Here is a 25,415-nt window from a genome sequence, read left to right on the forward strand (position 1 = left end):
AGATAACAGAGCAGTTCCGGAGCATTCCAGCGTCATCCCCCGGCCAGCCGTCCGTGACCGGACGGGCCGGCTGCCATGAAAGATCCGCCATGACCATCATTAACAACGCGTTGTCCGGTGCCGTTGCCGCCCAGGCCGGCCTGAATTCGGCCAGCCAGAACGTCGCCAACCTGCAGACCAAGGGCTATACCCGCCAGGGCGTGCTGCTGGCCGCGCAGGCCCCCGGCATCGGCACGCAAGGCGCGGGCAATGGCGTGAACGTGACGTCGCTGCTGCGCTTTTCCGACTCCTACAAGAGCCAGCAGCTGTGGCGCTCGAATGCCGAGCTGGGCCGCTACACGCAGCAGCAGCCCTACCTGACGCAGCTGGAGCAGGTGATGTCCGACGACAAGTCGAGCATTTCCTATGCGATGGACAACTTCTTCAAGGCGCTGAACGCGGTCGGCGAAGAGCCCACCTCCGGTCCGCTGCGCGGCCAGGTGGTGGCGCAGGCCGGCGCGCTGGCGGAAAGCTTCAACAGCATCTACCAGGTGACCCGCAACCAGCAGGTCTCCGTGCAGCAGCAGCGCGAGGCCACGCTGCCCAAGTTCAACACGCTGACGCAGAACATCGCTTCCCTGAACAAGCAGATCGCCGCCGCCGGCGCGCTCGGCACCAACACGTCCGGCCTGATCGACGAGCGGGACCAGGCCATCGACGCGCTGTCGCAACTGGCCTCCATCGAGGTGCTGGAGCAGCCGGACGGCAGCCGCTCCGTGTCGCTGAAGTCGGGCCAGCCGCTGGTGGCCGGTGCCGTGGCCGGCAGCCTGGCCATCGATACCACCAGCGCCACGCCGAAGTTGGTGGTGAGCTTTGCCGATGCCCGGTTCTCGGTGGACGACGCCAGCATGGGCGGCCAGCTGGGCGGCCTGGGCGACTTCGAGAAGAACACCCTGCTGCCGCTGCAGGCCTCGATCGCCGCGATGGCCAGTACATTGTCGACCGAGATGAACGCGCAGCTGGCGCAGGGCCAGTACACCGACGGCACGCCCGGCAAGCCGCTGTTCGCGACCGACGCGGGCGGCATCCTGTCCGTGGTGGCCGGCTACACGGCATCGGACCTGGCGCTGTCGGCGGATGGCACGCCGGGCGACTCCGGCAACCTGCAGCTGCTGGTCGACATCAAGAACAAGACCGTCTCGCTCAACGGACTGGGCACCGTGATGCTGGGCGATGCCGACACGCAGCTGGTCGGCCAGCTGGGCATCCGGAGCCAGCAGAACCTGTCGCTGCTGAACACGGCCACGACGATCCGCCGGCAGGCGGAAGACGACTGGGCGGCAACGTCCGGCGTCAACAAGGACGAGGAAGCCATCAACATCGTCGAATTCCAGAACATGTACCAGGCCAACATGAAAGTCATCGCCGTGGCGAACACGCTGTTCGAATCCACGCTGGCAATGTTCGGCTAAGGAGCAGCAGATGCGTATCGCCACCACCCAATACCAGGCCACCCTGAGCCGCTCGCTGGAACTGAACCAGACGATGGTTTCGCGCCTGACCCAGCAGATGGCCAGCGGCAAGGCGCAGATGCTGCCTTCCGACGATCCCGTCGCCAACGTGCGCGTGTCGCGCCTGACACGCGAGGAAGCCATCATCGGCCAGTACCGCGAAAACATCGCCGCGGTGAAGATCCGCCTGTCCAAGAACGAAGGCTACCTGTCCGGCATGGTGGGCGACCTGGGCGAGGCGCACGACCTGATGGTGTGGGCAGCCGACGGCGGCAATACGCCGGACGACCTGAAGGCCATGGTGAACAGCCTGGAATCGCTGCGCGACAGCCTGCTGTACACGTCCAACACGCGCGACCAGGAAGGCAATTACCTGTTCTCCGGCACGCAGACCAATACGGCGCCGGTCCGCCTGGATGGCGCCAGCTATGTCTATGACGGCAACGAGAAGGAGCAGAAAGTCGTGGTCGGCAATGGCATCTCGCAGGCCGTCAACGTCAACCTGGCCGGCATGCCCGCGCTGCTGAACCAGCTGAACACGGTCATCGAGGCCCTGCGCAACGCGACCACCGGCTCGTCCGATCCCACGCTGCACGCCACGATCGCCAGCACGATGGACATGGTGGACAGCACGCAGAACGCGCTGGCGGCCAAGGTCGCCACGCTGGGCGGCGCGCAGAACGTGCTCACCACGCTGGACAACAACCATGCCAATGTCAGCCTGTCGAACCAGACGGCGATGCGCGACCTGTCCGCACTCGACTACGGCGTCGCCTCCAGCGAACTGGCAGGCTACAATATGGCATTGCAGGCCACGTACCAGTCCTATTCGAAGGTCAGCAACCTGTCGCTGTTCAACGTCCTGTAACCCGCCGCGCTTATTCCAGTAGATCCGTACCATGCAAATCGTCCAGCGTCCCGCCACCGCCACCACGGGCCTTGCCACGGATTCGTCCGCTTCGGCAAATCCGCTGGATGGCAGCGGCGTGGCGGGTGCGGCCGACGGCGCCGCTGCGGCAACCGGTGCGGCACCGTCCGCCCCGCTGCGCCGCGGCCTGTCCAACTGGGACCAGCCGCTGCAGAACGATATTTCCGGCGCCCAGCAGGCCGTCGATTTCCTGGAACAGAGCGCCGCCCAGCTGCGCGCGCTGAAGACCGACCTGTCGGCCAAGCTGGCGGCGCGCCAGCTGCGCGACGGCCAGGCCGAACAGCGCGTGCGGCAGTTCGCGGATACCTGGCGCACCCGCCGCGAGGCTTCCGGCGGCACGCTCGATGCGCGTTTGAATTTCGCCAGCGGCGAGCCGTCCAGCCAGCGCTTCTCGGTGCGCGGCATGACCCTGCAGAACCTGCGCAACGGCGCGCGCGAAACGCTGGCCGTCGCCGTGGGCAGCGGCGCGCAGGGCCTGCGCTCGGTGCACCTGTCGCCCGGCCTGTCGGACGAGGAGATCGTCGGCCGCTTCGACAGCGCGCTGGCACCGGCCGGCGTGCGCGTGGCGGCCGGCCAGGATGGCGAGCTGGTGTTCTCCACGTCGGAAGACAGCTGGCCCGCCGTGCGCGACGTGTTTGCCGTGCAGGGCAGCGGCGTGCGCTTCCCCACCGGCCAGCTGAACCGGCTCAAGACGGAGGCCGAAGCGCCCGTGGTGATGCCGGAAGGCTGGGGCACCGCCGATATCGAAGGCATGCGCGCCACGCTGCAGCAGGTCACGCAGGCGCTGGCGCACGTGGAGGCCGCGCTGGCCAAGGTGCGCCTGGAACTGGCCAGTGCCGCGCAGCGCGCCGACAGCGCCATGCCGCAGCTGGAAACGGCCGGCGTGGAAGACCTGGCCGACCGCTTCGCCGGCATCGCCCAGGAGCCGGGCTACCAGTCCTTGCTGGCGCTGACCTCGGCGCTGGTGGGCATCAACCGGGAACGGGTGGTGTCGCTGCTGGGCCTGCGCTGAGCAGGGTCCGGCCCGCGCCGAGCAGGGTTCCTTCCCCGCCTTCCCGCGCCAGCGCCAGCAGCTGGTCCGCCGGCACCGGCCGGGCAAACACATACCCCTGCGCGTAGTCGCAGCCGGCCTGCCGCAGCAGCGCCAGCTGGGCCGGCGTTTCCACCCCTTCGGCCACCACCTCCAGGCCCAGCTTGTGGGCCAGCACGATGATGGCCTCGCACATCGCCAGGTCGCTGCCGTCCGCACCCGCGGCGCCCGCCGCCTCCAGCCCGGCCACGAAACTGCTGTCGATCTTCAGGTAGTCGATGTCGAACTGCTGGAGCTGCGCCAGTGCCGAGTGGCCGGTGCCGAAATCGTCCAGCGCCACCTGCACGCCCAGCGAGTGCAGCCGGCGCAGCCGCTCCAGCACGTGCGCGGCCGGTTCGGCGAGCAGGTCTTCCGGCACGTCCGCCACCAGGCTTTTCGGCGGCAGGTGCAAGGACTCCACGTAGCGCAGCCAGCCGTGCGACTCGTCGCGCAGCTGGGCCGACGAGACATTGATGCTGACCTGGAACGGCCGCCCCAGCGCCGCCTGCCAGGCCAGCACCTGGTCGGCCGCCTGGCGGAAGGCGCGGTCGCCGATCTCCAGCAGCAGCCCGGTCGATTCGGCGCCGGCGATGAAGTCGGCGGGATTGAGCACGCCCCGCTGCGGATGGTGCCAGCGCAGCAGCGCCTCGGCCCGCTCGATGGCGCCCGTCTGCAGGTGCACGATCGGCTGGTAGTGCAGCGTGAACTCGTGCTCCGCGGCGGCGCGGCGCAGCTCGTCGGCCAGCTGCAGGCGGCCCTGCGCGGCGGCCTGCATGTCCTCGGTGAAATAGGTGAAGCGGTTGCGCCCGCCGTTCTTGGCCGCGTACATCGCCTGGTCGGCATTGCGCAACAGCTCCTCGGCATCGGCCGCATCGGACGGATACAGCGCGATGCCCACGCTGCCGGAAATATGGCCCTGGTTGCCGCCGGCCAGCTCGAACGGCCGCTGCAGCACGGCGATCACGTCCCGCGCCACCCGTTCGGCATCGCCCACATGGCCCAGCTCGGGCAGGATGGCCACGAACTCGTCACCGCCGATGCGCGCCAGCGTGTCCGTCGCGCGCATGCACGCGCCCAGCCGCTGGGCGACCTGGACCAGCAGCGCGTCGCCCTGCTGGTGGCCGTAGCGGTCGTTCACCTGCTTGAACCGGTCCAGGTCGATGAACAGCAGCGCCAGGAAGGCGCGGCCCCGTTGCGCCTTCTTCATTTCGTGGCGCAGCCGTTCCTGGAACAGGTTGCGGTTCGGCAGGCCGGTGAGCACGTCGAAATTGGCCTGCTGCCAGGCCAGGTCGGCCGATTCGCGGTGGGCGGTACGCTGCTCCGTGATGTCGGACACCAGCGCCAGCGCGCCCAGGTAGGCGCCGTCCTCGTCATGCAGCGGATTGACGGCCAGGTGCACCCACAGCGCGGCGCCGTCCTTGCGGACCAGCTTGAACTCGCGGCGGCCCGGCATGCCCTGCTGGCCGCGCGCCACGTTCCGTTCCAGCAGCGCGCGCCCTTCGCCATCCATGAAGCTCACGAGCGACAGGCCCGGCATCTCGTCGATGTCGTAGCCCAGCATCTCGGCCATGCGCGGATTGACGAAGGTGGTGTGCGCCGCATCGTCGAATTCCCAGATGCCTTCGCGCGCCGTCTGCACGATGCGGCGGAAGCGCTCCTCGCTTTTCTCCAGCGCCGGCAGGCGCCCTTCTGCCGGCTCCACCGTCACGCGCAGCGCGCCCTGCACGAGGCAGCCATGCAGCGTGACGGGCAGGCCCCGGTCGCCGCGGCCGCGCTGCAGCTGCAAGGCGCAATGGACCGGTGCCGTGCTGCGCCGCGCCGCAGCCAGGAAGAGGTCGAAATCGGGCAGGAACCGGGCGGCCACGAAGCTGCGCAGGCGCGCCCGGCCGGGCTGGGCGCGGTCGATGTCGAGCAGGTCCGCTCCCACCAGGTTGGCCCGTTCGATGCTGCCATCGGGGCCCAGCAGGAAACAGCCGACCGGTGCCAGCAGGTAGAGCTCGTCGAACAGGGCGCGTTCCGCTACGTCGCCAGGCGCGATGGGGGCGTCGCCGCCCAGCGCGGCCAGCAGCGTCTCCTGGGCCAGCGCCGGCAGGGTGCCCGGCAGACCCGGCGTGGCGAGGACGGGCAACGGCAGCGTGCCGGGGGATGCGGCGCTGGCGAACGGCGCGGTGGAAGCGGCGGCAGAGTGGTTGTCCATGATTCCCCGGCTGAAACGGCGATGGCTGTCGAGAACGCCGAATCAGCCTAGCATCAACGAATCATGAAGTCGAGCGGCGCCCGCACCGTGTGCGCAGGGCCGCCGGCATGGCACCGGTCAGTAGCGGTGGCGCCGGCCGAAATTGTGGCCTACCACCAGCAGCGTGCTCTCGACGAGGCTGGACAGGCCGAGGATCAGCTGCACCAGCTTGTCGTCCGGCAGGACCCACATCGAGCCCTTCGGCGGCTCGGCCTGGGCCACCGCCGTGATCAGGGGCGCCGCCCATTCGGCGTCGGGCGTAACATCGAGGATCACGGCGTCGTCGGTGGTCTGCAGGAAGATGTCGCCGCCGGCCGCCAGCGTGAAGCGCACGCCGTAGCCGGTTTCGTCCCGGCCCACGTGTTCCTGCAGCGCCAGGTTGTGCTCGGCGATCCACAGTTCCGCGTCCGCGGGCGTTTCCAGCGCCGTCCAGGGCACCGGGCGGAAGCGCGGCGGCGCTCCGTCGTCATTATCGAGCTGCATCGTGATGGGTGGTGAAATGGGGAAGGCAGTGTAACCGAAGAAAGGAGCATCGATGAAGCTGACACGCTATGTATCGGAATTCGAGGAATTCCTGAACCGCTACCGGGATGACCATCCCGGCATGGAGGACGAGCAGCGCCGCGGCTGGCAGATCTGGTGGGACCACCGGCTGGACCTGGATGCGGCGGACCGGCAGAAGCGCGATACCGTGGCCACGAAGCCTTACTATTACAGCTGAAACCTGCAGCTGAAATTCGCGGCTGACAATTCGCGGCTGAAACCTGCAGCTGGTCCTTCCGGCTGAACCCCGCGGCTGAAACCCGCGGCTGAAACGACAACGGACCCGCGGGTCCGCTGTCTTCGTCGCTCAACCCTTCCAGGTGCGCTTCAGGCCCGTGTCGGCATGGATCCAGCCGCCGCGCGGGCCCTCGCGGTAATAGAAGCCCACGCCGCCCTGGCCGAAGCTCTTCACCAGGCCGCCCAGCACCTCGGCATTCAGGTTGGCGATGCGGATGTCGGCCGCCTTGCCGTCCATGTGCAGCGACTGACGGGCGGCGGGAATGCCCTGCTCGCGCAAGCGGTTGTTCGAGGCGGGCGTGCGGTAGCCGGACAGGATCTCCACCGGGCTACCGATGCCGTAGCGCGCCACGAAGGCCTGCGTGCCCCACAGGGTTTCCAGCAGCTTCGGATCGATGGCGATGGTCTCCTTGCCGTTGACGTCGCGCAGTAGGTGGCACAGCTGCTCGTAGGCGGACTGGATGATTTCGCCGTCGCGCCAGTACAGCACGGTCGCCTTCTCGTTGCTTTGCGGGCGGGTCACGGTGATGGTGCGGGGCTTGATCCAGAATTCCAGGTCGAGGGCCTGGGCGTCGAAGATGTCGGGCGGCGGCTGCAGGCCGTCCTGGGCCGCATGGGCCGGGCTCAGCCCGACGAGCGGCGCACCGATGAAACTGGCGGCGGCAAGGCCGGCCGTGTTGTGAAGAAATTGTCTGCGCGTTGCCATAGCTAACCCATTGAACCGAAGCGGATACGGCCGTTACTATAGCCCATCGCCCCCGGAAGTTGAGAAAGCGCTTTAACTGTGTGGCGTAAATTGCACCACTGGCAGACCGGCTTTAAGACGTGCTTAAGCCAGCGCGACTCATGCGGCAACTGGCACGTCGGCGACGGGCAAGGCGGCACGGGGCTGGTCCAGCGCGTAACCTTGCGCCAGCGGTGCGATGCCCGCCAGTGTTGCGATGTCGGCCAGGGTGGCCAGGGTGCCACTGCTTTCGGCATGATGGAACACGATCCGCGTGTCCTGCTCTCCCGCGACCGCCACCAGGCGAGACAAACCTTCCCGGTCGCGGGCAGCGCGCGCATCGATGCGGATGAGGTCGGGCCGCACCCGGTCCAGCAGCGCCTGCCCTTCCGTGGCGCCGCCTGCCTGCACGGCGAAGCGGAAACCGTTGCGGCGGTAATTGTCCGCCACATAGCCCAGCAGCCAGCTCTGTTGCGGCGTGGTGGCCGGCAGCTGCAGCACGATGCGTTCGACCGGCAGCGCCAGCGCATCGAGAATGCGGCGGAACGCGTGGCCATGGTTGCTGCTGACGGCACTCAGCAGCCGTCCATGCACGTTCAGGTGCAGGTCGATGCCGGCGCAGGCACCCTGCCGGAAGAAATTGATCGCGTGGAGCATGCGGCACAGGCGGTCGAGTTCGACGGATTCGTCGTCGCTGGCGGCATTTTCCAGCAGGCGCCAGAGCGACAGGCCCTCATCCTCGGCCGAGATGCCGCGCGCCAGCCCTTCGGCCGCGACCACTTCCCCGCTGCCCAGCTGCCGCACGGGATGGAACACGCTCGTCATCGTGCAGTGGAAGAAGCGGCCATGGGCGCGGCCCGTGCCGTCCAGCCACAGGGAAGCCGGCGAGGCGGCGGCAGTGACGGGATCGGCCAGGCGGGCGAGGTATTGCTGGAGGACGGGATAGCTCATGGCAGGCTTCGTTCGATGGAAATGCCGCCAGACTAGCCGCCCTGCGCACTTCGCAAAACGAATCGTTTTATCGTTTGTTATTCGTCGCGCGCATAAAGAACCCAACCGCTCGGCGCGTGCCTGACGGAGGAACGCCGCCGGTTTTGGAAAGCCCTGTCACCTGGACGGTCTTGCAGACCTTCCACGGGCACCAGCCGGACAGTCGAACCGCCGTCTCACGGATGAGTTCGTGTCCATGTCGGGGTCTGACCCCAGGGTGGACACGCACGCGGCGGTGGGCCAGCGTATATGCATTTTCGTTATCATGCGCATCGCCCATATAAGCATATTGAAAAAGATTCGTTTTACCGGCGGGCGTGTGGCGGTATCGTTGAACCTGACTTCAACGGAATTCATGCAATCATGTGCCAGCTTCTCGGATTGAACAGCAGCGTACCCGCCGGACTCGGACCGTTCTTCGACGTGTTTGCCGAGCGCGGCGGCCGGACCGACGAGCACAAGGACGGCTGGGGCATCGCCTTCCACAGCGGCAAGCACTGCCGCCTGTTCACCGACCACCGCGCCGCGATCGACTCGCCGCTGGCCACGCGCATCCGCAACCGCGCGCTTCGCGCCCGCAATATCCTGGCGCATATCCGCAAGGCGACGCAGGGCCGCATCGCCATCGAGAACGTGCACCCGTTCGCCCGCCAGCTGTGGGGCCAGACGTGGTGCTTCGCCCATAACGGCGACCTGAAGGCTTTCACGGCAGCACCCGGCCCGTTCGTGCCGCAGGGCGACACCGACAGCGAAGCGGCGTTCTGCCACCTGCTGTCCCACCTGGCGCGGCGCTTCCCGGACGGCCAGCCCGGCGCGACGGCACTGCGCGCCGCACTGGCCGAGGTCGCCGCGACGATCGCCGCGCACGGTACCTTCAATTTCATCCTGTCGAACGGCGAGATGCTGTTTGCGCACTGCTCCACCCACCTGCATTACCGCCTCGACCACGGCCGCGCGATGATCGCCACGCAGCCGGTCGATGCGCGCGAGGGCTGGGTCGCCTTCGCCCCCGGCGAGCTGAAAGCCTTCGGCAGCGGCCTGCTGCATCCCTGATCCGAGGCCTGGCCGCTTTCCCGCCCGGGCCCCACCCCATCCCGGTCAGGCTGTTTCCGCCCTGACTTCACCGCATCCCGGCCGCGCCCCCATCCCGACCAGGCACCACCCTATCATGGCCGCGCCGCCAGGTGGCGGCCATTCCGGAGCGTCCATGCCCTGCCTGTCCCTGTCGGTCGGCGCCACGCCGGCCCATAACGAAGACCACATCGCCATCCTCGACAGTCCGGGCATGACGGATCTGCTCGTGCTCGATGGCGGCACATCCGTTGCGGCGCGCGACTACATCGACGAGATCGATGGCGATGTCGTCTGGTTCGTGCGGCGCTTCTGCGCGGCGGTCGAACCGGCCATCGCTGCCGGGCTGGACCAGCGTGAGGCCGTGCACTGCGCCATCGACACCGTCCGCGCCGCGTTCCAGGAACGCGCGGCGCACCACGACGTTCCGGTCCATGCCTGGCCGATCGCCGCTCTCACCTGGATCCGCATCACGCCGGCAGCCGGGGCGCACCGGCTGCAGCTCTATTGCCTGGGCGACTGCATCAGCCTGCTGGCGCTGGCGGACGGCAGCGTGCGCGACCTCGACCCGTACACGAATCCCCAGGAGGCGGTGCTGCAGACCGCGATTGCCCGCCTGCGTGCCGAAGGCGTGCACGATCCGGCGGAGCGCCACGCGCGCCTGCTGCCGCTGCTCCGGAAACGGCGCGAAGAGCAGAACATGGCACCACGACCGACCGTGCTGTGCCTGAAGCCGGATGGACCGTTCGCGGCACGCCGCCACGAAGCCGTGGCACCGGCAGGCGCGTTCCTGCTGGGCATGACGGACGGCTTTTACCGGGTGGTCGACAGCTACGGGCTGCACACTCAGGCGTCGCTCGCTGCCTTGTGTGCGGGGGGCAACCTGCATAACGCGCTGGCGCAGCTGCGCCGCCATGAAGCGGGCAATGACGCCGGCCAGGCGGTGAAGAAGGCGGACGACGCGTCGGCGGTGTGGTGGCGCGCCGGCGCCTGAGAGATCAGTTCGAGTTGCAGTTGCAGAAGCGCTTGCGCTTGGCATCGGGCTCGGCGCCCGCTACCAGCGGCTTCCAGAACAGCATCGTGTCCACGCCATACGGCGAGCGGACATTGCCATCGCGCCGGTAGCCCAGGGCCGCGAAGAACGGGTCCGCCGCCGCGGTGCTGTGCAGGTGGATCGTGCGGATGCCGACGGCCAGCGCGTGTTCCTCGACCCGCTGCAGCAGCGCCCGGCCGGCGCCCTGCCGCTGCGCTTCCGGCAGCACGTAGCACAGCGCCAGCTTGCCGGCGGCCGTCAGCAGCGACACGCCCACCACCGCGTCCCCGTGCAGCACCACCAGCGAGTAATTGGTCGACGACTCGAACCACGCGGCCACCATGGGCGGATGCTTGTTGCCCAGCCAGGCGTCGAGGATCGCGGGGTCGTCCTGGTGGTCCTGCGTGCAGCTTTCGGCAATCGTCCGGCGCAGCACCTGGCAGGCGGCAGCAGCATCGGCAGGGGTGGCGGGACGGATATCGAAATGCATTGAGAACTCGTTGAAAACGCTGGCAGATCAAGGATATGGGTGCTACAGAGCCGGACTATACACCAGAGTCGGAACGGCCGTCGGCAAGCGTCCCTGTGTCATCATCTAAGCTTATAACGATTAATTCGTTTCTTTCCCGGACGGAATTACGGACCATTGCTTATCTGTTTTCTTACACGAGACCACCATGGCAAATAAAAAAATCGTATTTGGCGCCCCCTTCCAGGGACGCCGCCTGCTGCTGGCAGCCACCCTCGCCGCCGCCGCGTTCGGCAGCACCGCAGCGCAGGCCGCCGATGTGACGCTGCTGAACGTGTCCTACGACGTCGCACGCGAGCTGTACAAGGACATCAACCCCGTCTTCGAGGCGCAGTACAAGCAGCAGACCGGCAAGAGCATCGAGATCAAGCAGTCGCATGGCGGCTCGTCGAAGCAGGCCCGCTCGGTGGCCGATGGCCTGGAAGCGTCCGTGGTGACGATGAACCAGGCCAACGACATCGACATGCTGGCCGACCGCGGCCTGGTCGCCCCGGACTGGGCGAAGAAATTCCCGAACAATGCGGCGCCCAGCTATTCGACGATGATCTACCTCGTGCGCAAGGGCAATCCGAAAGGCATCAAGGACTGGGCCGACCTGGCCAGGCCGGGCGTGAAGGTGGTCATTCCGAATCCGAAGACGGCCGGCAATGGCCGCTACACCTACCTGGCGGCCTGGGGCTCGGTCACGCAGGCCGGCGGCAACGATGCGCAGGCGCGCGACCTGGTCACCAAGATCTTCAGGAACGTGCCCGTGCTGGACGGCGGCGGCCGCGCCGCCACCACCACCTTCACGCAGCGCCAGATCGGCGACGTGCTGGTGACGTTCGAGAACGAGGTGAACCTGGTGCGCGCCGAGTTCGGCGACAACTTCGACATCGTCTATCCGTCGGTCTCGATCCTGGCCGAGTCGCCGGTGGCCGTGGTGGACAAGGTGGTCGACAAGCGCGGCGTGCGCAAGGAAGCCACCGCCTACCTGAACTTCCTGTACACGGAACAGGGCCAGGAGATCATCGCGAAGCACTACCTGCGTCCCCGCTCGCCGGCCGTGGCGAAGAAGTACGCGGCGCAGTTCCGCCCGATCAAGCTGTTCACCGTCGACGACGTGTTCGGCGGCTGGCGCGCGGCGCAGAAACGCCACTTCGACGATGGCGGCGAGTTCGACAGGATCTACGGCGGCAAGTGATAGAGGGGGCCGGGGCTGAGCGTCCGCTCCGCGGCCGGGCCTGGTGCCTGACATCTGGTGTGCGACATCTGGTGCGTGGCATCTTTCCAACCTGGTCAACGACCGGACCGTTGTGCCCTTCAGAAGGTGTCTGGCACCCGTCCGGACAAGGGCAGCGGCATCCGGTGCATGCTGCGGGCGGAAAAGAGATCAGACCCGCGCTGGCCGGGCCGACCGATTTTTCGCCGAACTTCCTTACTGATGAGTTAAAAGGGACCAACACGGTCCCTTTTTGACGTTATTTCGTCCCACACTGCTGACATCGGCTGGACTGGGCCGCATGCAGCATGCTATCGTCCTGCTTTAGAGAAATTGCTCTAAAGCACCGCTTTGCCAAGGCGCGCCAGAACCGCGCCCTATTCGCTCCCCGAATTCACGATTTTCCTCCGAACAGACCATGCTGAAGAAACTTGCCGCCGCCCTGCTGATGTCCGTGTCCGCAGCCGCGCTCGCCGTGCCGCTGGGTTCGCAATCCGTGCTCGTCATCGACGACTCGGGCAACATCCTGCTGGAAAAAAATGCCAACGTCGTCGCGCCGATCGCGTCGCTGACGAAACTGATGACCGCGATGGTCGTGCTGGACTCGAAGCTCGACATGAACGAGCCGATCAGCATCGACAAGCAGGACGTGGACATGCTCAAGCACAGCACCTCGCGCGTGCCGGTCGGCGCCACGATGCCGCGCAGCGACGTGCTGCAGCTGGCCCTGATGTCGTCCGATAACCGCGCCGCCGCCTCGCTGGCCCGCACCTTCCCGGGCGGCCCGACGGCCTTCAAGGCCGCCGTCAACAACAAGATCCGTGCGCTGGGCATGACGCAGACGCATATCGACGAGCCCACCGGCCTGTCGCCCAACAACACCTCCACCGCGTCCGACCTGGTGAAGATGGCCACCGCTGCCGCGCGCTATCCGGAAATCGCCCGCATCACGACGGACACCAAGGACATCATCGACATCAAGGGCCGCAAGGTCGAATACCACAACACCAACCGCCTGGTCGGCGCCAAGGGCTGGGACATCGGCCTGTCGAAGACGGGCTACACGGAAGAAGCGGGCCGCTGCCTCATCATGCGCATCACGGCCGCCGGCAAGAACGCCACGATGGTGCTGCTCAATGCCAAGGCCTCGTCGGCCCGCATCGTCGACGCACTGAACATCCGCCGCTTCATCACGGGCGGCGACGAACCGCGCGTGGCCCGCGCCCCGCGTGCGCAGCCGAAGCTGATGAAGGCGTCGAACGGGCGCAAGAAGGCGGCACCGACGAAGAAATCGCGCAAGCGGAAGGCGGCAATGTAATTCGCCTTCGGGAGACGAAAAACCGGCCGGGGATGGCCGGTTTTTGCATTCCGGTCGCGCCGAACGGCTGCCGATGCCCGCCAGTCAGCTCATGCCGAACCGCGGCCAGCGGGCAGCATGACAAGCCCCGCCCGCACGTTCGGCCCTGGCAGCTGCCCGGCGCTTCACTGCGCACGGTCCGGATAAGCGATCTTGAACAGCGGGTTGGTGAGTCCCAGGGCCGTGTAGTTCACGGCATTGCGCCGGCCGCGCGGCCCGGGACGATGGGCATCGCGCCACCGCTGGGCGATCTCCCGGCCTGCGGCCATCCGCCCGGCAGGGTCGTCGGGACCCGGGTCGGCCTTCAGCAGCGGGCAGCGCCAGATGGCCTGCGCGGCGACATCCCGGGCGGCAGTCGACAGGTTTGCCAGCGGCACGAAGGCGGACCGGCTCGGGTGGAAGCAGACACCGTTGCCGTTGTATTCGTGGGCCGTGGCGCTGCCGCAGGTGCACCCGCCGCCGCATTGATTGATGATCTGGTAGCCGGCATCCGTCTCGACGGCGCTGCGGCCCTGGTTCCAGTCGTAGTAATGCACCTGCGTGATGTGCCCGAAGTCGCCGGTGGCATTCTGGAAATACACGGTCGGCAGCGAGTCGACGTCGCCCGTGATGCCGATGATGTTTTCCACCTTGTAGAAGTCGTCCCTGTAGCCCATGTTTTCAAGCTCCTCGCATGACGGTTGGCAGCCGGCCCGACGCCTTCCGGCCGGTGCGGATCATCATGCGTGGTAGTCACCGGGCGTGTCAATATCCCGCGCGGCGGGACGCCGCGGCCGGCGCCCCGCGTCAGTAAGGCCCGCGCACGTGGTCGCGCACCGAGGTGCGATAGACCTCGGCCAGCGAGGCATGCAGCGCCTCGGGCAGCGGCGCCAGTTCCGCGGCGCTGGCGTTCGACGCGATCTGCGCGGGCGAGCTGGCGCCCGGAATGACCACCGAGACGGCCGGATGGTCGAGGATCCAGCGCAGCGCCATCTGCGGCATCGTCAGGCCGGCCGGCACCAGCGCGGCCACCTGCTCGGCCGCGGCGATGCCCTTCTCCAGTTCCAGCCCGGCGAACGTCTCGCCGACATTGAACGCGGCGCCGTCGCGGTTGAAGTTGCGGTGGTCGTCGGCGCGGAAGGTGGTCTGGCGGTTGATCTTCCCGCCCAGCAGGCCGCTGGCCAGCGGCAGGCGCACGATGATGCCCACGTTCCGTTCGGCCGCCTGTGGCAGCAGCCGTTCGGCCGGCTTCTGGCGGAAGATATTGAAGATCACCTGCAGCGACGTCAGGCCCGGCTGCTCCAGGCAGATCAGGCCTTCTTCCACCGATTCCACGCTGGCGCCCCAGCGCGCGATCAGCCCTTCCTGCTGCAGCTCGCGCAGCCATTCGAACACGTCGCCCTGGCGCAGCACGTCCGTCGGCACGCAGTGCAGCTGCGTCAGGTCCAGGCGCTCGACACCCAGCCGCTCGACCGAGCGCAGCGTCGCATCGCGCAGGGAGGCGCGGGTGTAGCCGTCCGGGTAGATGCCGGCGCGGCCCAGCTTCGTGGCTACCGTGATGTCGGCATGGCCGGCCGACTCCAGGAAGCTGCCGATCGAACGCTCGCTGGCACCGTCGCCGTAGACATCGGCCGTGTCGTAGAAGCGCACGCCCGATGCGTAGGCCTGGGCGAGCGTCTGCTGCGCCACCGCGTCGTCCCAGTGGTCGCCCCAGCCGCCGCCCAGCTGCCAGCAGCCAAGCCCGATTTCCGGCACCGATAATCCATCCTGTCCCAAGCGGCGTTTCTGCATTGCGTGTCTCCAGTCGATAGCTAGTCAAGACCGCCATTATCGCCGGATGCGGCGCGATGCGTGGGACGGTTCGTCGCGACCGCGGCTACACCTCGCCGACGCAGATGCCCGGGATGACGACGCGGCGAAACAAGTGGGGGTGGGCGGTCGCGCTGTCGGGGTAGACGGCGCGCAGCGGACCGAATTCCGGCTGGTCGTTGGTGGCAGCGAAGGCGGCCGTGGTTTCGAACACCGCATAGTTGAACCACATGCGGCTGTTGCCGATGCCCTGGTGCAGCTGGGCGGAAATATAGCCGGGCTGGCGCTTGAAGAATTCCGCGTCCTGCTGCCAGGCCCGCTTGAACGCTTCCGCATCCTCCGGGGCGACATCGAAGACATTGAGCAGAACGGTGGTCTTGCCAGCCGTGTCGGCATACTGCTCGCGCAGGGAAAACGAGGGATCGAGTTCGACATGTTTCAGCATCACGCACTCCTGGTCGCATGGGTGGCAGGGGCCCCACCGGGTGGCCGGGCGACGACGCTGGTGGTACCTGTATGTCATCGCTTGATGACATAATGCCGTCTATCCACCACCATGTCAACAAGTGTTGACTTACACGCTCGCCTCCCATGAAACGCTCCCGCAATGCCGCCGAAACCCGCACCGCCATCCTCTCCGCCGCCCGCAGCCAGTTCGCCGAACACGGTTTCGACCGCACCACGCTGCGCGGCGTGGCGAAAGTGGCAGGCTGCGATCCCGTGATGGTGTACCGCTACTTCGGCAGCAAGGATGCCTTGTTCGTGGAAGCCGCCAGCGTCGACCTGAAACTGCCGGACCTGGCCGCCCTGGCGCCGGACGCGGTGGTGCCGCGGATGTTCGAGCACTTCTTCAAGGTCTGGGAGGAAGACGCGACCTTCATCGGCCTGCTGCGCGCATCGGCCAGCAGCGAGGAAGCGGCCGCCGTGCTGAAGGCGTTCTTCATGGAGAGCGTGCTGCCGCAATTGCGCCAGGTGGCAAGGGATGGCTCCCCGCAGCGGGCCGCGCTGGCGGGCAGCTTCATCATCGGCCTGGCGTGGGCGCGCTATATCGTGCGCAATCCCCTGTTGACGGAACTGTCGCGCGACGAATTCCTGCAACTGGCCCGGCCCGCCTTCGAGGCGGCGCTGTTCGGCGGCAGCGCCGAGCCAGGGCTGAGGGCTGAGGGATGAGGGCTGAGGGCTGAGGGCTAGCGGCCCAGCGCCTCGCGCAAGCCGCTGGCGCGCTGCGTCTTCTCCGCGATCGCCTCGCCCAGCACCGCCGCATTCGGCGACACCAGCGTGAAGAACTCGCGGGCCCGCGTGATCCCCGTGTAGACCAGCTCGCGCGCCAGCACGGCATTCGCCTGCGGCGGCAGCACCATCACCGTGTGCGTGAATTCGGAGCCCTGCGACTTGTGGACGGTCATCGCGAACGCCGTCTCCACATTGCGCAGCCGCGTGGCCAGCACGCTGCGCACCGCCTCGCCATCCGTGAACCACACGCGCAGCGAACCGGGGCGCGCCGGGTCCGGCAAGGTCAGGCCGATATCGCCGTTGTAGACACCCGTCGCGTAGTCGTTGCGCGTGACCATGACGGGACGGCCGACATACCACTCGCCGCGCCGGCGCAGCAGGCCCGCCCCTTCCAGCTTCTGCTCGATGGCCTCGTTCAGGCCCGCCACGCCCCATTCGCCCTCGCGCACGGCGCACAGCAGCCGGAAACGCTCGAAGCTGCGCAGCACGTCGCGCACCCAGGCCTCGTGGTCGCCGCCATGCGCCACGGTGGGTCCCTGCCGGATCAGCTCCAGGTAGTCGCGATAGCCGGCGGCCGTGCCCTCGCGGCCGCGCAGTGCCAGCGCCAGCACGTCGTTCGGCCGCGCCCCTTCGATCCAGTGCACCTGGCCCGTCGCATCCCCGCGCAGCACGGCGCGCGCACCGTCCGCATCGCCGGCATTCACGGCCAACGCCAGCGCGCCGATCGGCCCACCGAAGCGCCGGCTGCGGCGCAGCATCACCGTTCTCTGCGCCAGTGGGCCGCCATCCCGTTCGCGGAAGGCGGCCGGAATCGCTTCGCCGGCCGCCGCCAGCACATACTCGGCACTGGCCGCATCGTAGTTGCCGCTCTCGGCACCGGCGCACAGGTCGCCCAGCACGGCGCCCGCCTCGACGGAGGCCAGCTGGTCCTTGTCGCCCAGCAGGATCAGCCGCGCCTGCGGCGGCAGCGCCGCCAGCAGCGCGGCCATCATCTCCAGGTGCACCATCGACGCTTCGTCGACGATCAGCACGTCCACATCGAGCGGATTGCCGGCGTTGTAGGCAAACGCGCGCGTATCGGGCCGGGCGCCCAGCAGCGAGTGCAGGGTGCGCGCGCCGCCCATGCGGCCGGCCAGCGCCTTCAATGGCAGCGCGTCTTCCAGCCTTCCTGCCAGTTCATCGAGGGCCGTGTCGATCGACTGCTTCAGGCGCGCGGCGGCCTTGCCGGTGGGCGCGGCCAGCGCGATGCGCAGCTCGTGGGCCTGGTTGCCGGCCATCGCGAATAGCAGCGCCAGCAGCCGCGCCACCGTGTACGTCTTGCCGGTACCGGGACCGCCGGTGATGACGGCCAGCTGGCCGCGCAGCGCGGCGGCACAGGCGATCTTCTGCCAGTCCGGGCCGGTGTCCCCGTCCGCCGCCTTGCCACGTTTGTCCTGCGCGAACAGCCGATCGAGCCAGCCCCGTACCTCGGCCGTGTCGACGTCGTGCAATGCCGTCGCACGCGAACGCACGGACGCCGCCACCGTCGCCTCGTCGCGCCAGTAGCGGCGCAGGTACAGCCGTTCGCCATCGAGCACGAGCGGCTGGTTGAAATCCAGGTCGCCCACCGACCAGGCCTGCTCGCAGTCGTGCAGCGCGGCGCGCCAGCCTTTCACCTGTTTCGGCAATGGCCCGGCGGCACTGCGCAGCCGGCTCCACTCGCCATCCGTCCAGCCCAGCTGCGGCGACGGATCGCCCGCCAGGTCGGCCAGCACCAGGCAGCTGTGGCCCCTGCCCTCCAGCTCGGACAGCAGCACGCAGGCCACCAGTACTGGCGCCGGCGTGTCGCCCAGCGTGGCGATGAAGCGCGTAAAAGCCCCGGCCAGGCGGCGCAGCTTGCCGTCCGCCGTCAGCGTGTCGATCGCTGCGAACAGCGCGGTGTGGTCAGTCATCCGCTGCTCCTTCCGCGCTGCCGTCGCGCCGCAGCAGCTCGTCCAGTTCGTCGAGCAGCAGCGGATCGGGGGCGATCAAGTGGCAGCCCCGCGTGGTGGCGTTGCCGATCCCGCGCAGGAAGAAGAACACCGCGCCGCCCAGGTGCTCCTGCGGGTCGTAGGCCTCGCCCAGCCGGCTGGCCAGCAGGCGGTGCAGCGCCAGCAGGTAGATCGCGCCCTGCACGTCGTAGCGGTGCGCGGCCATGCCCTGCGCCAGCGCCTTCGCATGGTAGGCCGCATCGCCGCCGCCCAGCGTGTTCGATTTATAGTCCAGCACCCAGTAGCGGCCGCCCTGTTCGAACACCAGGTCCGAGAAGCCCTTCAGCATGCCGTGCAGCGCGCGCTGCGGCAGCGGCGGGCGCTGGATGCCACCGAGCAGATGGCGCCGGCACAGCGCATCGATGGCGCCGCTGGCCAGCCGCTCGCTGGGGAACCAGAACTCCATCTCCGGCAGCATGGCGCCGACGTGCTCCAGCGACGTGCCGAGCGGCGGCAGCGCCGTCGTCACGATGGCGCGCAGCCAGGTGATCGTGTCCTCCACGCGGTGCCCCCAGCCAGCCCGCTCGATGCGCCGGCCGATGCGTTCCTCGAAGTTCGCGTGGTGCACGCTGTCGAAGCCCTCCTGCGCCAGCCATTCGAGCTGTTCGTGCAGGAAGTTGCCCGGCACGGAGCCGCGCGGGAAGCGGTGCCACGGGCTCGCATCGGCGCCTTCCTCGATGTTTCTGCCCGGCGCATCGTCATCGCCTTCCAGCAGCGTCTCCTCCAGCGCATCGCGCGGCGCGGCCTGCGTGCCCCGCGCCAGCGAGGTAAAACTGCCCACCGACCAGTCGCGTTCGAAACGGGCATCGTACTGGCGCGTGTCCACCAGCGCCGGACGTTCCTCGACGCGGTTAAGCAGCGTCACGCCTTCAGGATGCGAGACCGCCGCCACGCCGATGCCGCCGCAGTCGCCGGCCAGCTGCTGCCAGCGCTCGCCCAGTGCCTCCGCCGGCAGCGGTTCGCCGCCCGTCAGCAGGTAGCCCAGTGCCGATTCGTGCAGCAGGTTCTTGCCCTCCGTGCGGCCCGGCAGCGCGGCCACGCCCAGCCACAGGAAGTGGCGCGCACGGGTCAGGGCCACGTACAGCAGGCGCAGGTCTTCGGCGATGCGCGCTTCCTCGACCGCTTCCTGCGCCTCGGCGGACAGGCCCATGTCGATGCGGCGCGTGCCTTCGCCATCCGTGTATTCGAAGAAGCTGCGGTTGCGCCTGTCCACCTTGCGCGCCGTGACGGCGAACGGTAGATAGACCAGCGGATATTCCAGCCCTTTCGACTTGTGGACCGTGACGACCTTCACCAGCTCGGCATCCGACTCCAGCCGCAGCACCTGCTCGTCGCCGGCCGCGCCCTCGCCTTCCACCTGCTCGGCCATCCAGCGGATCAGCGCCTGCTCGCCATCGAGCTGGCGGCTGGCCGACTGCAGCAGCTCGGCCAGGTGCAGCAGGTTCGTCAGGCGCCGCTCGCCGCCTCCCTCGGCCAGCAGTGCCGCCGGCAGGCCCAGCTCGTGGATGAAGCGGCGCAGCATCGCCAGCACGCCCTGGCGCTGCCAGATGGTGTGCAGGTTCTTCAGCTGCTCGACGCGCTGCTCCCACGCCAGTTCGTCCGACGACAGCCGCGCCAGTTCGTGCAGCGGCAGGTTGGCCGTGCGGGTGGCAAAAGCAGCGCGCGCCAGACTGCCATCGAGCGGGTTGGCCAGCGCGGACAGCCAGCGCAGCACGTCGCGCGCCTCGTCGCTGTCCAGCACCGAATCCTTGTCGGACAGGTAGACGCTGGGCACGCGCCGCTGCTGCAGGGCGCGGCGGATGGCCGTGGCCTCCTTGCGGTCGCGCACCAGGATGGCAATGTCGGCCGGCTTCAGGCGTTCCAGCCTGCCGTGCGTGAGAAAGCCCGTCTGCGGCGAGTTCAGCAGCCGCACGATGTGCTCGGCGCAGTGCTGGGCGAAGAAATCGCGGTACTCGTCCGCCTTCAGGGTGAGCACGTCGCTGCACGCCACGGAGAGGGCCTGCAGCTGGCCGTCGACGCCCACCAGCCGCTCTCCCCGGTCCTTCGCATCCACTGCATCGAACGGCAGCGGATTGGCTCCAGGCGTGCGGAAGCGGAAGGCGCCGCGCGCGAAGCCGGTACCGGCCGCCGCCCTCTCCGCGTGCAGGAACAGGCGGTTGACGGCATCGACCACCTCGCGCGTCGAGCGGTAGTTGGTGCCGAGCTGGAAGTGCCTTCCCTCCGTCGCGCGCCGCGCCGCCAGGTAGCTGTAAATGTCCGCGCCGCGGAAGCCGTAGATCGACTGCTTCGGGTCGCCGATCAGGAACAGGCCGAGTGCCGGATCGTTCTCGCCCACGCGGTACAGCAGGTCGAAGATGCGGTACTGGCTGGGCGCCGTGTCCTGGAATTCGTCCACCAGCGCCACCGGATACTGTTCCGTGATGCGCTGGCGCAGCGCCGCGCCGTTCTCGCCTTCCAGCGCGTTCTGCAGGCGCACCAGCATGTCCGCGAAACCGAACTGGCGGTCGCGCGCCTTCAGTTCCGCCATGCGCGCGGCGATGATGCCGGCCGCGTGGCGGTACAGGCGGTGCGCCAGCGGCTCGCAGGCATCCAGCGCCGTTTTCAGTGCTTCCAGTTCCGCGAATTCTGCGGGGATGGCGGGCTCGCTGCACGCTTCGGCGATGCCGGCCGGGACCAGCCGCTTCCAGCCGGAGGCCGACATGCCGGGATCGACGCGGGCCGGGTCCAGTGCCCAGCTGCGCAGGCTGGCGAACCAGCCGGTCAGGAAGCGCGCCTGCATCTTCTGGCCGTTCAGTGTCTTGGCCGCGCGCTGGCGCTCGATCCACAGTTCCATGCGCTCGATGCGCTCCGGCCAGCCGGCCTTCAGCGCCGCCAGCGTGGCCTCCCGTTCGCGCAGCGAGCGGCCGATCAGGGTGCCCAGCGGCTCGCTGCTGGTCCAGCTGTCGTCGGCCCGTTTCACCAGTTCGCGCAGGCCGGCCTTCAGGCGCGTCACGTCCGGCCAGCAGGCCTGCAGTTCGGCCAGCGCCGCCTCGCGCAGCGGATACACCTGCTGGCGCCAGTAGTCGTGCGCGGCATCCTCGAACAGCGCGCCTTCGTCCGTGATCAGTTCCTCGTCGAACAGGCTGCCGCTGTCGAACGCGTGCTCGCGCAGCATGCGCTGGCACCAGGCGTCGATGGTGAAGATGGCCGCTTCGTCCATCGTCTCGGCGGCCAGCAGCAGCCGGTGCGCGGCGCGCTGGCGCTCGCCTTCGTCGGGATAGCTGTCCAGCAGCGCGTCCAGATAGGCATCGACAGCATCGGTCTCGCCGCGGAAATAGGCGGCGGCGGCAACGAGGCGTTCGCGGATGCGGTTCGACAGCTCGCGCGTGGCGGCGCGGGTGAACGTCATCACGAGGATGTCGGCCGGCAGCAGGGGCCGCAGGTAGGCATCCGCATCGCCATGGCCCAGCACGAGGCGCAGGTACAGCGCGGCGATGGTCCAGGTCTTACCCGTGCCGGCGCTGGCCTCGATCAGGCGCGAGCCGTGCAGGGGGAAGGTCAGCGGGTCGAGCAGGCGGCTCATGCGTCGCCCTCCGCGCCAGGGGGACCGTCGATCGGCTGCACTTCCACGGTGCCCAGCCAGTCGGCCAGCGGTCCGTACAGCGCGCGCGCAGTCGCCTCGAAGTCCGGCTGCGCGGCCAGGTCGCGGAATTCCGGCCACAGGCGGTAGAGGCACAGCTCGTCCTTCTCGCCGCGGCGATCGAAGCCGTGCTCGTAGGTCTCGCGCGGGTCGCCGCCGGCGATCAGCGCCAGCGCCGTCTTGCAGGCCACCGGCAGCGGACCGTCCATGCCGCGCCGCCACAGTCCGACGATGTTCTCCAGCGTGGCCTGGGCCGCCTGCCGGTCCAGCGGCGGCATCGACACGACGGCATCGCGCGCCACCAGCAGCCCGGTGACGGGTACGCCCTGCGCGGCCGCCGCCAGCTGCCGCAGCCAGGCATCAATCAGCTTGTCCCCGCGCGGCACGCCGGCCTTGTCGAGCACCTTGGACGACATCTGCGCCAGCCACACCTTCGCATTGCCGTCCGCACGCAGCTGGTCGATCCAGTCCTCCAGCCGGATGCCGGCCAGCAGCAGGTCGACCGGCAGCTTCGGTGCCGCTTCCGGATAGGCACCGCGCAGCGCCAGCCAGGCGCGCCGCACCGGCAGCAGCGCCTCGATCAGCTGCTGGCGCACGCGGTCGCCGATCAGGCCGATCGGCAGCACGCCTTCGCGCTGCAGCCGCGCGGCCCGTTCCATCAGGCTGGCGCGCACATCGTCTTCCTCCAGCGCGCCATCGTCCTTGAGCAGTTCGTCTTCCAGGAAGTAGCGCTCCAGCGCATCGAGCGAGAACGGCTCCTCGTCCTCGCCCACCAGCGCCGACGGGGCAAAGCGCACGTTCAGGCGCTGCTGGAAAAAATACTTGACGGGCTGGCGCAGGAACGCCGCCAGGCCGGCCAGCTTCAGGCGGAAGCGCTCGTCCACCTCGTAGGGCGGCAATGCCAGTGCGCCTGCTGCGCCGTCCATCTGCGCGTGCGCCGAGCGCCATTCGCCGGCGTAGGTCAGCAATCCGCCCTGTTCGAAATAGCGGCGCGAGAACGGCTGCAGCGCGTGTTCGGTGGTGCGTTCATGCAGGTCCAGGTGCCAGCCCGCCTTCAGGTAGTCGAGCAGCTGCGCGACCAGCACGGAGGGCGGCTGCTCGCTGTTGTCGCGCGCGTTGCGGCCGCACCAGCTCACGTACAGCACGTCGCGCGCGGCCAGCACGGCTTCCAGCATCAGGTAGCGGTCGTCGTCGCGGCGCGAACGGTCGCCGGGACGCGCCATGCCGGGCAGCGCCAGCAGGTCGAAGTCGGCGCGGCTGGCGCGGCGCGGGAAGTCGCCGTCGTTCACGCCCAGCAGGCACACCATGCGGAACGGCACGGCGCGCATCGGCATCAAGGTGCAGAATGTCACGCCGCCGGAGACGAACTGGTGCTCCAGCGACGGCTCGTCCAGCGCGCCCAGCCACGCCTCGCGCAGCACGGACAGGGGCACCGCCTCGTCGAAGCCGGCGCCGTCGCAGGTCTCCAGCCAGGCGTTCAGGGTGTCGTTCAGCTGGTTCAGCGTGAGGCGGTCGTTTTCCTCGCGCGCGTCGAAGAAGGTCGCCAGCAGCGCGCGCGCCTGTTCGCCCCATTCGAACGGCGTGCGCGGCTGCGCCAGGCGTTCGCGCCAGGCCAGCAGCGCTTCCACCAGCTGTGCCAGCGAGCCGGCCAGCGCGGCATCCAGGCCGCCCACTTCCGCATACGGCTCGATGTCCCCGAACGAGGCGCCGGATGTGCCACCATCACCACTGGCGTAGCCGAGCAGCATGCGGCGGATGCCGAAGATCCAGGCGTTCTGCTCGCCGGCCGGCGCCAGGCCCAGGCCGGCGCGGTGTTCGCGGTCCAGGCCCCAGCGCACGCCGGCGCCTTCGATCCAGCGGCCCAGGATGGCGAGATCGTCCTCCACGAGCCCGAAGCGGGTGGCCACGGCCGGCACGTCCAGCAGGTCGCGCACCTCGCTCTGCCGGCAGCGCTGCTGGGGCAGGCGCAGCAGCCATTCCAGCGCCACCAGCAGCGGATTGACGCTGCGGTCGTTCACGTCGCCGATCTCGAACGGGATCATGCGCGGGTCGCCCCGGCGGTACTGGCCGAACACGGCGTGGATGGCGGCCGTGAACACGTCGATGTCCGGCACCATGACGACGATGTCGCGCGGGCGCAGCGCGGGATCCTGCGCGAACCGTGCCAGCAGCTGGTCGTGCAGCACCTCCACTTCGCGCTGCACGCTGTGGGCGATATGGAACACGATCGAGCGGTCGTCCGCCTCCGGCACGGGGAAGGCGTGTTCGGACAGCGGCAGCATGTCGCGCACGGCGCCCTGCAGCTGCTGCAGCAGCGTCCCGCCTTCGTCGTCGCTGAACAGGTCCACGCGGAGGTGCTCCCCCTCTTCCCCGGCCGCCTCGTCGAATTCGTCCAGCATGCGGATGTAGTCGCGCCCCTGCCGCCCCCAGCTGGCCAGCAGCGGGTGGCTGTGCGCGTGCAGCGCCTCGAGCGGCACCTGCGCCAGGTCGATGCCCTTGCGCTGCGGCTGGCGGCGGCGCGCGGCGCGCAGCAGGTCGCGGCCGTCGATGATGTCGCCCCAGTAGAAGCGGCAGGGATTCGGCACGGCCACGATCACCTGCGTGAAGCGGGCCAGCGCGGCCAGCGCCTGCAGGGTCTGGTATGGCAAAGCGGAGACACCGAACAGCACCACGCGCCGTGGCAGCGGCACCACCGGGTCCGCACCGCCGGCCACGGCGGCGATGAATTCCGTGTGCACGCTGGCGCGGCCCAGCGCCCGCTCTTCCTGCGGCACGCTGGCGATCACGGCGCGCCACAGGGCGGCCTGCCAGCGCTGGCCCTCCGGCAGCGGGTAATGCACGCCGCGCGGGCAGCACATCCGGTCGCGCCCGGCCGCCCAGTCGGCCAGCCAGTCGGCGCGGTACACCTGGTACTGGTCGAACAGGTCGGACAGGCGCTCGGCCAGCTGCAGCCGCCGTTCCGGGCAGCCGCCCTTGAGGAAGTGGCGCAGGGGCTCGAAGGCATCCTGCTCCAGCAGCGCCGGCAGGAGCCGCATCAGGCGCCAGGTAAGCGGGCCCTTGTCGAAGGCGGAGATGCGTGGCACGCGGTCGCGCCCCAGCATGTTGCGGTAGGCCTCCCACAGGAAGCGCGCCGGCAGCGCCACGCGGGTGGCGGCGCACACGCCCGCCTCCTCGGCCAGCGCGATCTTGAGCCATTCGGCCACGCCGTTCGACTGCACCAGCAGGATGTCCGTCTCCAGCGGCGCCAGCGGGTGGGCCTGCAGCCACTGGAACACGGCGCCGCGCAGCTGTTCGAGCTGGTTGCCGTGCAGGATCAGAAGTCCGGGAGCGATGCCTGTTGCCATGATGTGAGAGTGGA

At 68.7% G+C, this 25,415-nt stretch carries 20 protein-coding genes; 9 read left to right on the forward strand and 11 right to left on the reverse strand.

Translation table 11 applies throughout. The features are described from left to right. Positions 1 to 89: 89 nt before the first annotated feature. The 3 genes from flgK to IP91_RS08710 are packed head-to-tail and all read left to right on the forward strand — an operon-like array spanning position 90 to position 3,430. The gene (gene flgK, locus IP91_RS08700) at positions 90 to 1,451 is read left to right on the forward strand and encodes a flagellar hook-associated protein FlgK (protein ID WP_145648543.1); all 1,362 of its coding nucleotides are present in this window, start codon (positions 90 to 92) and stop codon (positions 1,449 to 1,451) included. 10 nt (positions 1,452 to 1,461) lie between these two features. After that, positions 1,462 to 2,358 carry a flagellar hook-associated protein FlgL gene (gene flgL / locus IP91_RS08705; protein ID WP_145648544.1) on the forward strand — a complete coding sequence of 299 codons (897 nt, stop codon included), beginning with the start codon at positions 1,462 to 1,464 and terminating at the stop codon, positions 2,356 to 2,358. Between the two features lie 31 nt (positions 2,359 to 2,389). Beyond that, positions 2,390 to 3,430: a hypothetical protein gene (locus IP91_RS08710; protein WP_229474152.1), complete on the forward strand. Its 1,041-nt coding sequence runs from the start codon at positions 2,390 to 2,392 to the stop codon at positions 3,428 to 3,430. Here IP91_RS08710 and IP91_RS08715 read toward each other — a convergent pair. Together IP91_RS08715 and IP91_RS08720 are read right to left on the reverse strand one after the other, a co-directional pair. Further along, the gene (locus IP91_RS08715) at positions 3,390 to 5,684 is read right to left on the reverse strand and encodes a putative bifunctional diguanylate cyclase/phosphodiesterase (protein ID WP_145648545.1); all 2,295 of its coding nucleotides are present in this window, start codon (positions 5,682 to 5,684) and stop codon (positions 3,390 to 3,392) included. The two genes, IP91_RS08710 and IP91_RS08715, sit on opposite strands and share 41 nt — an antisense overlap. Positions 5,685 to 5,801: 117 nt before the next feature. After that, positions 5,802 to 6,206 (reverse strand): hypothetical protein, encoded by a 405-nt coding sequence (locus IP91_RS08720; protein WP_145648546.1) that lies wholly within the window; start codon positions 6,204 to 6,206, stop codon positions 5,802 to 5,804. A gap of 52 nt (positions 6,207 to 6,258) precedes the next feature. Here IP91_RS08720 and IP91_RS08725 point away from each other — a divergent pair, with 52 nt between their 5' ends. Continuing rightward, positions 6,259 to 6,444: a DUF3460 family protein gene (locus IP91_RS08725; RefSeq protein WP_145648547.1), complete on the forward strand. Its 186-nt coding sequence runs from the start codon at positions 6,259 to 6,261 to the stop codon at positions 6,442 to 6,444. Between the two features lie 129 nt (positions 6,445 to 6,573). Here IP91_RS08725 and IP91_RS08730 read toward each other — a convergent pair whose 3' ends face one another. Both IP91_RS08730 and IP91_RS08735 read right to left on the reverse strand, forming a co-directional pair. Continuing rightward, entirely contained in the window at positions 6,574 to 7,209 is a 636-nt protein-coding gene (locus IP91_RS08730) for a YcbK family protein (protein ID WP_145648548.1), read from the reverse strand. Positions 7,210 to 7,347: 138 nt separating this feature from the next. Then, complete coding sequence (locus tag IP91_RS08735; RefSeq protein ID WP_145648549.1) at positions 7,348 to 8,178, reverse strand: EAL domain-containing protein; 831 nt, start codon at positions 8,176 to 8,178, stop codon at positions 7,348 to 7,350. 402 nt (positions 8,179 to 8,580) lie between these two features. Between IP91_RS08735 and IP91_RS08740 the strand changes: the two genes are divergently transcribed. Next, complete coding sequence (locus IP91_RS08740) at positions 8,581 to 9,270, forward strand: class II glutamine amidotransferase (RefSeq protein WP_145648550.1); 690 nt, start codon at positions 8,581 to 8,583, stop codon at positions 9,268 to 9,270. A 154-nt stretch (positions 9,271 to 9,424) separates the two neighbouring features. Continuing rightward, complete coding sequence (locus IP91_RS08745; RefSeq protein WP_145648551.1) at positions 9,425 to 10,282, forward strand: hypothetical protein; 858 nt, start codon at positions 9,425 to 9,427, stop codon at positions 10,280 to 10,282. 4 nt (positions 10,283 to 10,286) lie between these two features. Here IP91_RS08745 and IP91_RS08750 read toward each other — a convergent pair whose 3' ends face one another. Next, entirely contained in the window at positions 10,287 to 10,811 is a 525-nt protein-coding gene (locus tag IP91_RS08750; RefSeq protein WP_145648552.1) for a GNAT family N-acetyltransferase, read from the reverse strand. A 187-nt stretch (positions 10,812 to 10,998) separates the two neighbouring features. Between IP91_RS08750 and IP91_RS08755 the strand changes: the two genes are divergently transcribed. Together IP91_RS08755 and IP91_RS08760 are read left to right on the forward strand one after the other, a co-directional pair. After that, complete coding sequence (locus IP91_RS08755) at positions 10,999 to 12,033, forward strand: sulfate ABC transporter substrate-binding protein (protein WP_145648553.1); 1,035 nt, start codon at positions 10,999 to 11,001, stop codon at positions 12,031 to 12,033. A 436-nt stretch (positions 12,034 to 12,469) separates the two neighbouring features. Further along, positions 12,470 to 13,369 carry a serine hydrolase gene (locus IP91_RS08760; protein WP_145648554.1) on the forward strand — a complete coding sequence of 300 codons (900 nt, stop codon included), beginning with the start codon at positions 12,470 to 12,472 and terminating at the stop codon, positions 13,367 to 13,369. Between the two features lie 164 nt (positions 13,370 to 13,533). Here the strand turns inward: IP91_RS08760 and IP91_RS08765 are convergent, their stop codons facing one another. The 3 genes from IP91_RS08765 to IP91_RS08775 form a co-directional block, all read right to left on the reverse strand. Then, entirely contained in the window at positions 13,534 to 14,064 is a 531-nt protein-coding gene (locus tag IP91_RS08765) for a hypothetical protein (RefSeq protein WP_145648555.1), read from the reverse strand. A 130-nt stretch (positions 14,065 to 14,194) separates the two neighbouring features. Further along, positions 14,195 to 15,178, reverse strand: coding sequence for an aldo/keto reductase (locus IP91_RS08770; protein ID WP_145648556.1), 984 nt, complete (start codon positions 15,176 to 15,178; stop codon positions 14,195 to 14,197). Between the two features lie 85 nt (positions 15,179 to 15,263). Then, the gene (locus IP91_RS08775) at positions 15,264 to 15,641 is read right to left on the reverse strand and encodes an antibiotic biosynthesis monooxygenase family protein (protein WP_145648557.1); all 378 of its coding nucleotides are present in this window, start codon (positions 15,639 to 15,641) and stop codon (positions 15,264 to 15,266) included. A gap of 146 nt (positions 15,642 to 15,787) precedes the next feature. On the opposite strand from IP91_RS08775, the gene IP91_RS08780 reads away from it, so the two are divergent. After that, entirely contained in the window at positions 15,788 to 16,366 is a 579-nt protein-coding gene (locus tag IP91_RS08780) for a TetR/AcrR family transcriptional regulator (protein WP_145648558.1), read from the forward strand. A 17-nt stretch (positions 16,367 to 16,383) separates the two neighbouring features. On the opposite strand, the gene recD is transcribed toward IP91_RS08780, so the two are convergent. Genes recD through recC form a run of 3 tightly spaced genes read right to left on the reverse strand, consistent with a single transcriptional unit; the run spans position 16,384 to position 25,401 of the window. After that, positions 16,384 to 18,360 (reverse strand): exodeoxyribonuclease V subunit alpha, encoded by a 1,977-nt coding sequence (gene recD / locus IP91_RS08785; RefSeq protein WP_145648559.1) that lies wholly within the window; start codon positions 18,358 to 18,360, stop codon positions 16,384 to 16,386. Then, complete coding sequence (gene recB, locus IP91_RS08790) at positions 18,353 to 22,000, reverse strand: exodeoxyribonuclease V subunit beta (RefSeq protein WP_145648560.1); 3,648 nt, start codon at positions 21,998 to 22,000, stop codon at positions 18,353 to 18,355. Before recB ends, recD begins: the two co-directional genes overlap by 8 nt. Then, the gene (gene recC, locus IP91_RS08795) at positions 21,997 to 25,401 is read right to left on the reverse strand and encodes an exodeoxyribonuclease V subunit gamma (protein WP_145648561.1); all 3,405 of its coding nucleotides are present in this window, start codon (positions 25,399 to 25,401) and stop codon (positions 21,997 to 21,999) included. Before recC ends, recB begins: the two co-directional genes overlap by 4 nt. Between the last annotated feature and the right edge of the window lie 14 nt (positions 25,402 to 25,415).

Source organism: Pseudoduganella lurida, assembly GCF_007830455.1.
Classification (GTDB): Bacteria; Pseudomonadota; Gammaproteobacteria; order Burkholderiales; family Burkholderiaceae_D; genus Rugamonas; species Rugamonas lurida.

Excerpts from the sequence above, each read along its gene's own strand:
- flgK (WP_145648543.1), top strand. The coding sequence starts at position 90 with ATGACCATCATTAACAACGCGTTGTCCGGTGCCGTTGCCGCCCAGGCC.
- flgL (WP_145648544.1), top strand. The coding sequence starts at position 1,462 with ATGCGTATCGCCACCACCCAATACCAGGCCACCCTGAGCCGCTCGCTG.
- IP91_RS08710 (WP_229474152.1), top strand. The coding sequence starts at position 2,390 with ATGCAAATCGTCCAGCGTCCCGCCACCGCCACCACGGGCCTTGCCACG.
- IP91_RS08715 (WP_145648545.1), bottom strand. The coding sequence starts at position 5,684 with ATGGACAACCACTCTGCCGCCGCTTCCACCGCGCCGTTCGCCAGCGCC.
- IP91_RS08720 (WP_145648546.1), bottom strand. The coding sequence starts at position 6,206 with ATGCAGCTCGATAATGACGACGGAGCGCCGCCGCGCTTCCGCCCGGTG.
- IP91_RS08725 (WP_145648547.1), top strand. The coding sequence starts at position 6,259 with ATGAAGCTGACACGCTATGTATCGGAATTCGAGGAATTCCTGAACCGC.
- IP91_RS08730 (WP_145648548.1), bottom strand. The coding sequence starts at position 7,209 with ATGGCAACGCGCAGACAATTTCTTCACAACACGGCCGGCCTTGCCGCC.
- IP91_RS08735 (WP_145648549.1), bottom strand. The coding sequence starts at position 8,178 with ATGAGCTATCCCGTCCTCCAGCAATACCTCGCCCGCCTGGCCGATCCC.
- IP91_RS08740 (WP_145648550.1), top strand. The coding sequence starts at position 8,581 with ATGTGCCAGCTTCTCGGATTGAACAGCAGCGTACCCGCCGGACTCGGA.
- IP91_RS08745 (WP_145648551.1), top strand. The coding sequence starts at position 9,425 with ATGCCCTGCCTGTCCCTGTCGGTCGGCGCCACGCCGGCCCATAACGAA.
- IP91_RS08750 (WP_145648552.1), bottom strand. The coding sequence starts at position 10,811 with ATGCATTTCGATATCCGTCCCGCCACCCCTGCCGATGCTGCTGCCGCC.
- IP91_RS08755 (WP_145648553.1), top strand. The coding sequence starts at position 10,999 with ATGGCAAATAAAAAAATCGTATTTGGCGCCCCCTTCCAGGGACGCCGC.
- IP91_RS08760 (WP_145648554.1), top strand. The coding sequence starts at position 12,470 with ATGCTGAAGAAACTTGCCGCCGCCCTGCTGATGTCCGTGTCCGCAGCC.
- IP91_RS08765 (WP_145648555.1), bottom strand. The coding sequence starts at position 14,064 with ATGGGCTACAGGGACGACTTCTACAAGGTGGAAAACATCATCGGCATC.
- IP91_RS08770 (WP_145648556.1), bottom strand. The coding sequence starts at position 15,178 with ATGCAGAAACGCCGCTTGGGACAGGATGGATTATCGGTGCCGGAAATC.
- IP91_RS08775 (WP_145648557.1), bottom strand. The coding sequence starts at position 15,641 with ATGCTGAAACATGTCGAACTCGATCCCTCGTTTTCCCTGCGCGAGCAG.
- IP91_RS08780 (WP_145648558.1), top strand. The coding sequence starts at position 15,788 with ATGAAACGCTCCCGCAATGCCGCCGAAACCCGCACCGCCATCCTCTCC.
- recD (WP_145648559.1), bottom strand. The coding sequence starts at position 18,360 with ATGACTGACCACACCGCGCTGTTCGCAGCGATCGACACGCTGACGGCG.
- recB (WP_145648560.1), bottom strand. The coding sequence starts at position 22,000 with ATGAGCCGCCTGCTCGACCCGCTGACCTTCCCCCTGCACGGCTCGCGC.
- recC (WP_145648561.1), bottom strand. The coding sequence starts at position 25,401 with ATGGCAACAGGCATCGCTCCCGGACTTCTGATCCTGCACGGCAACCAG.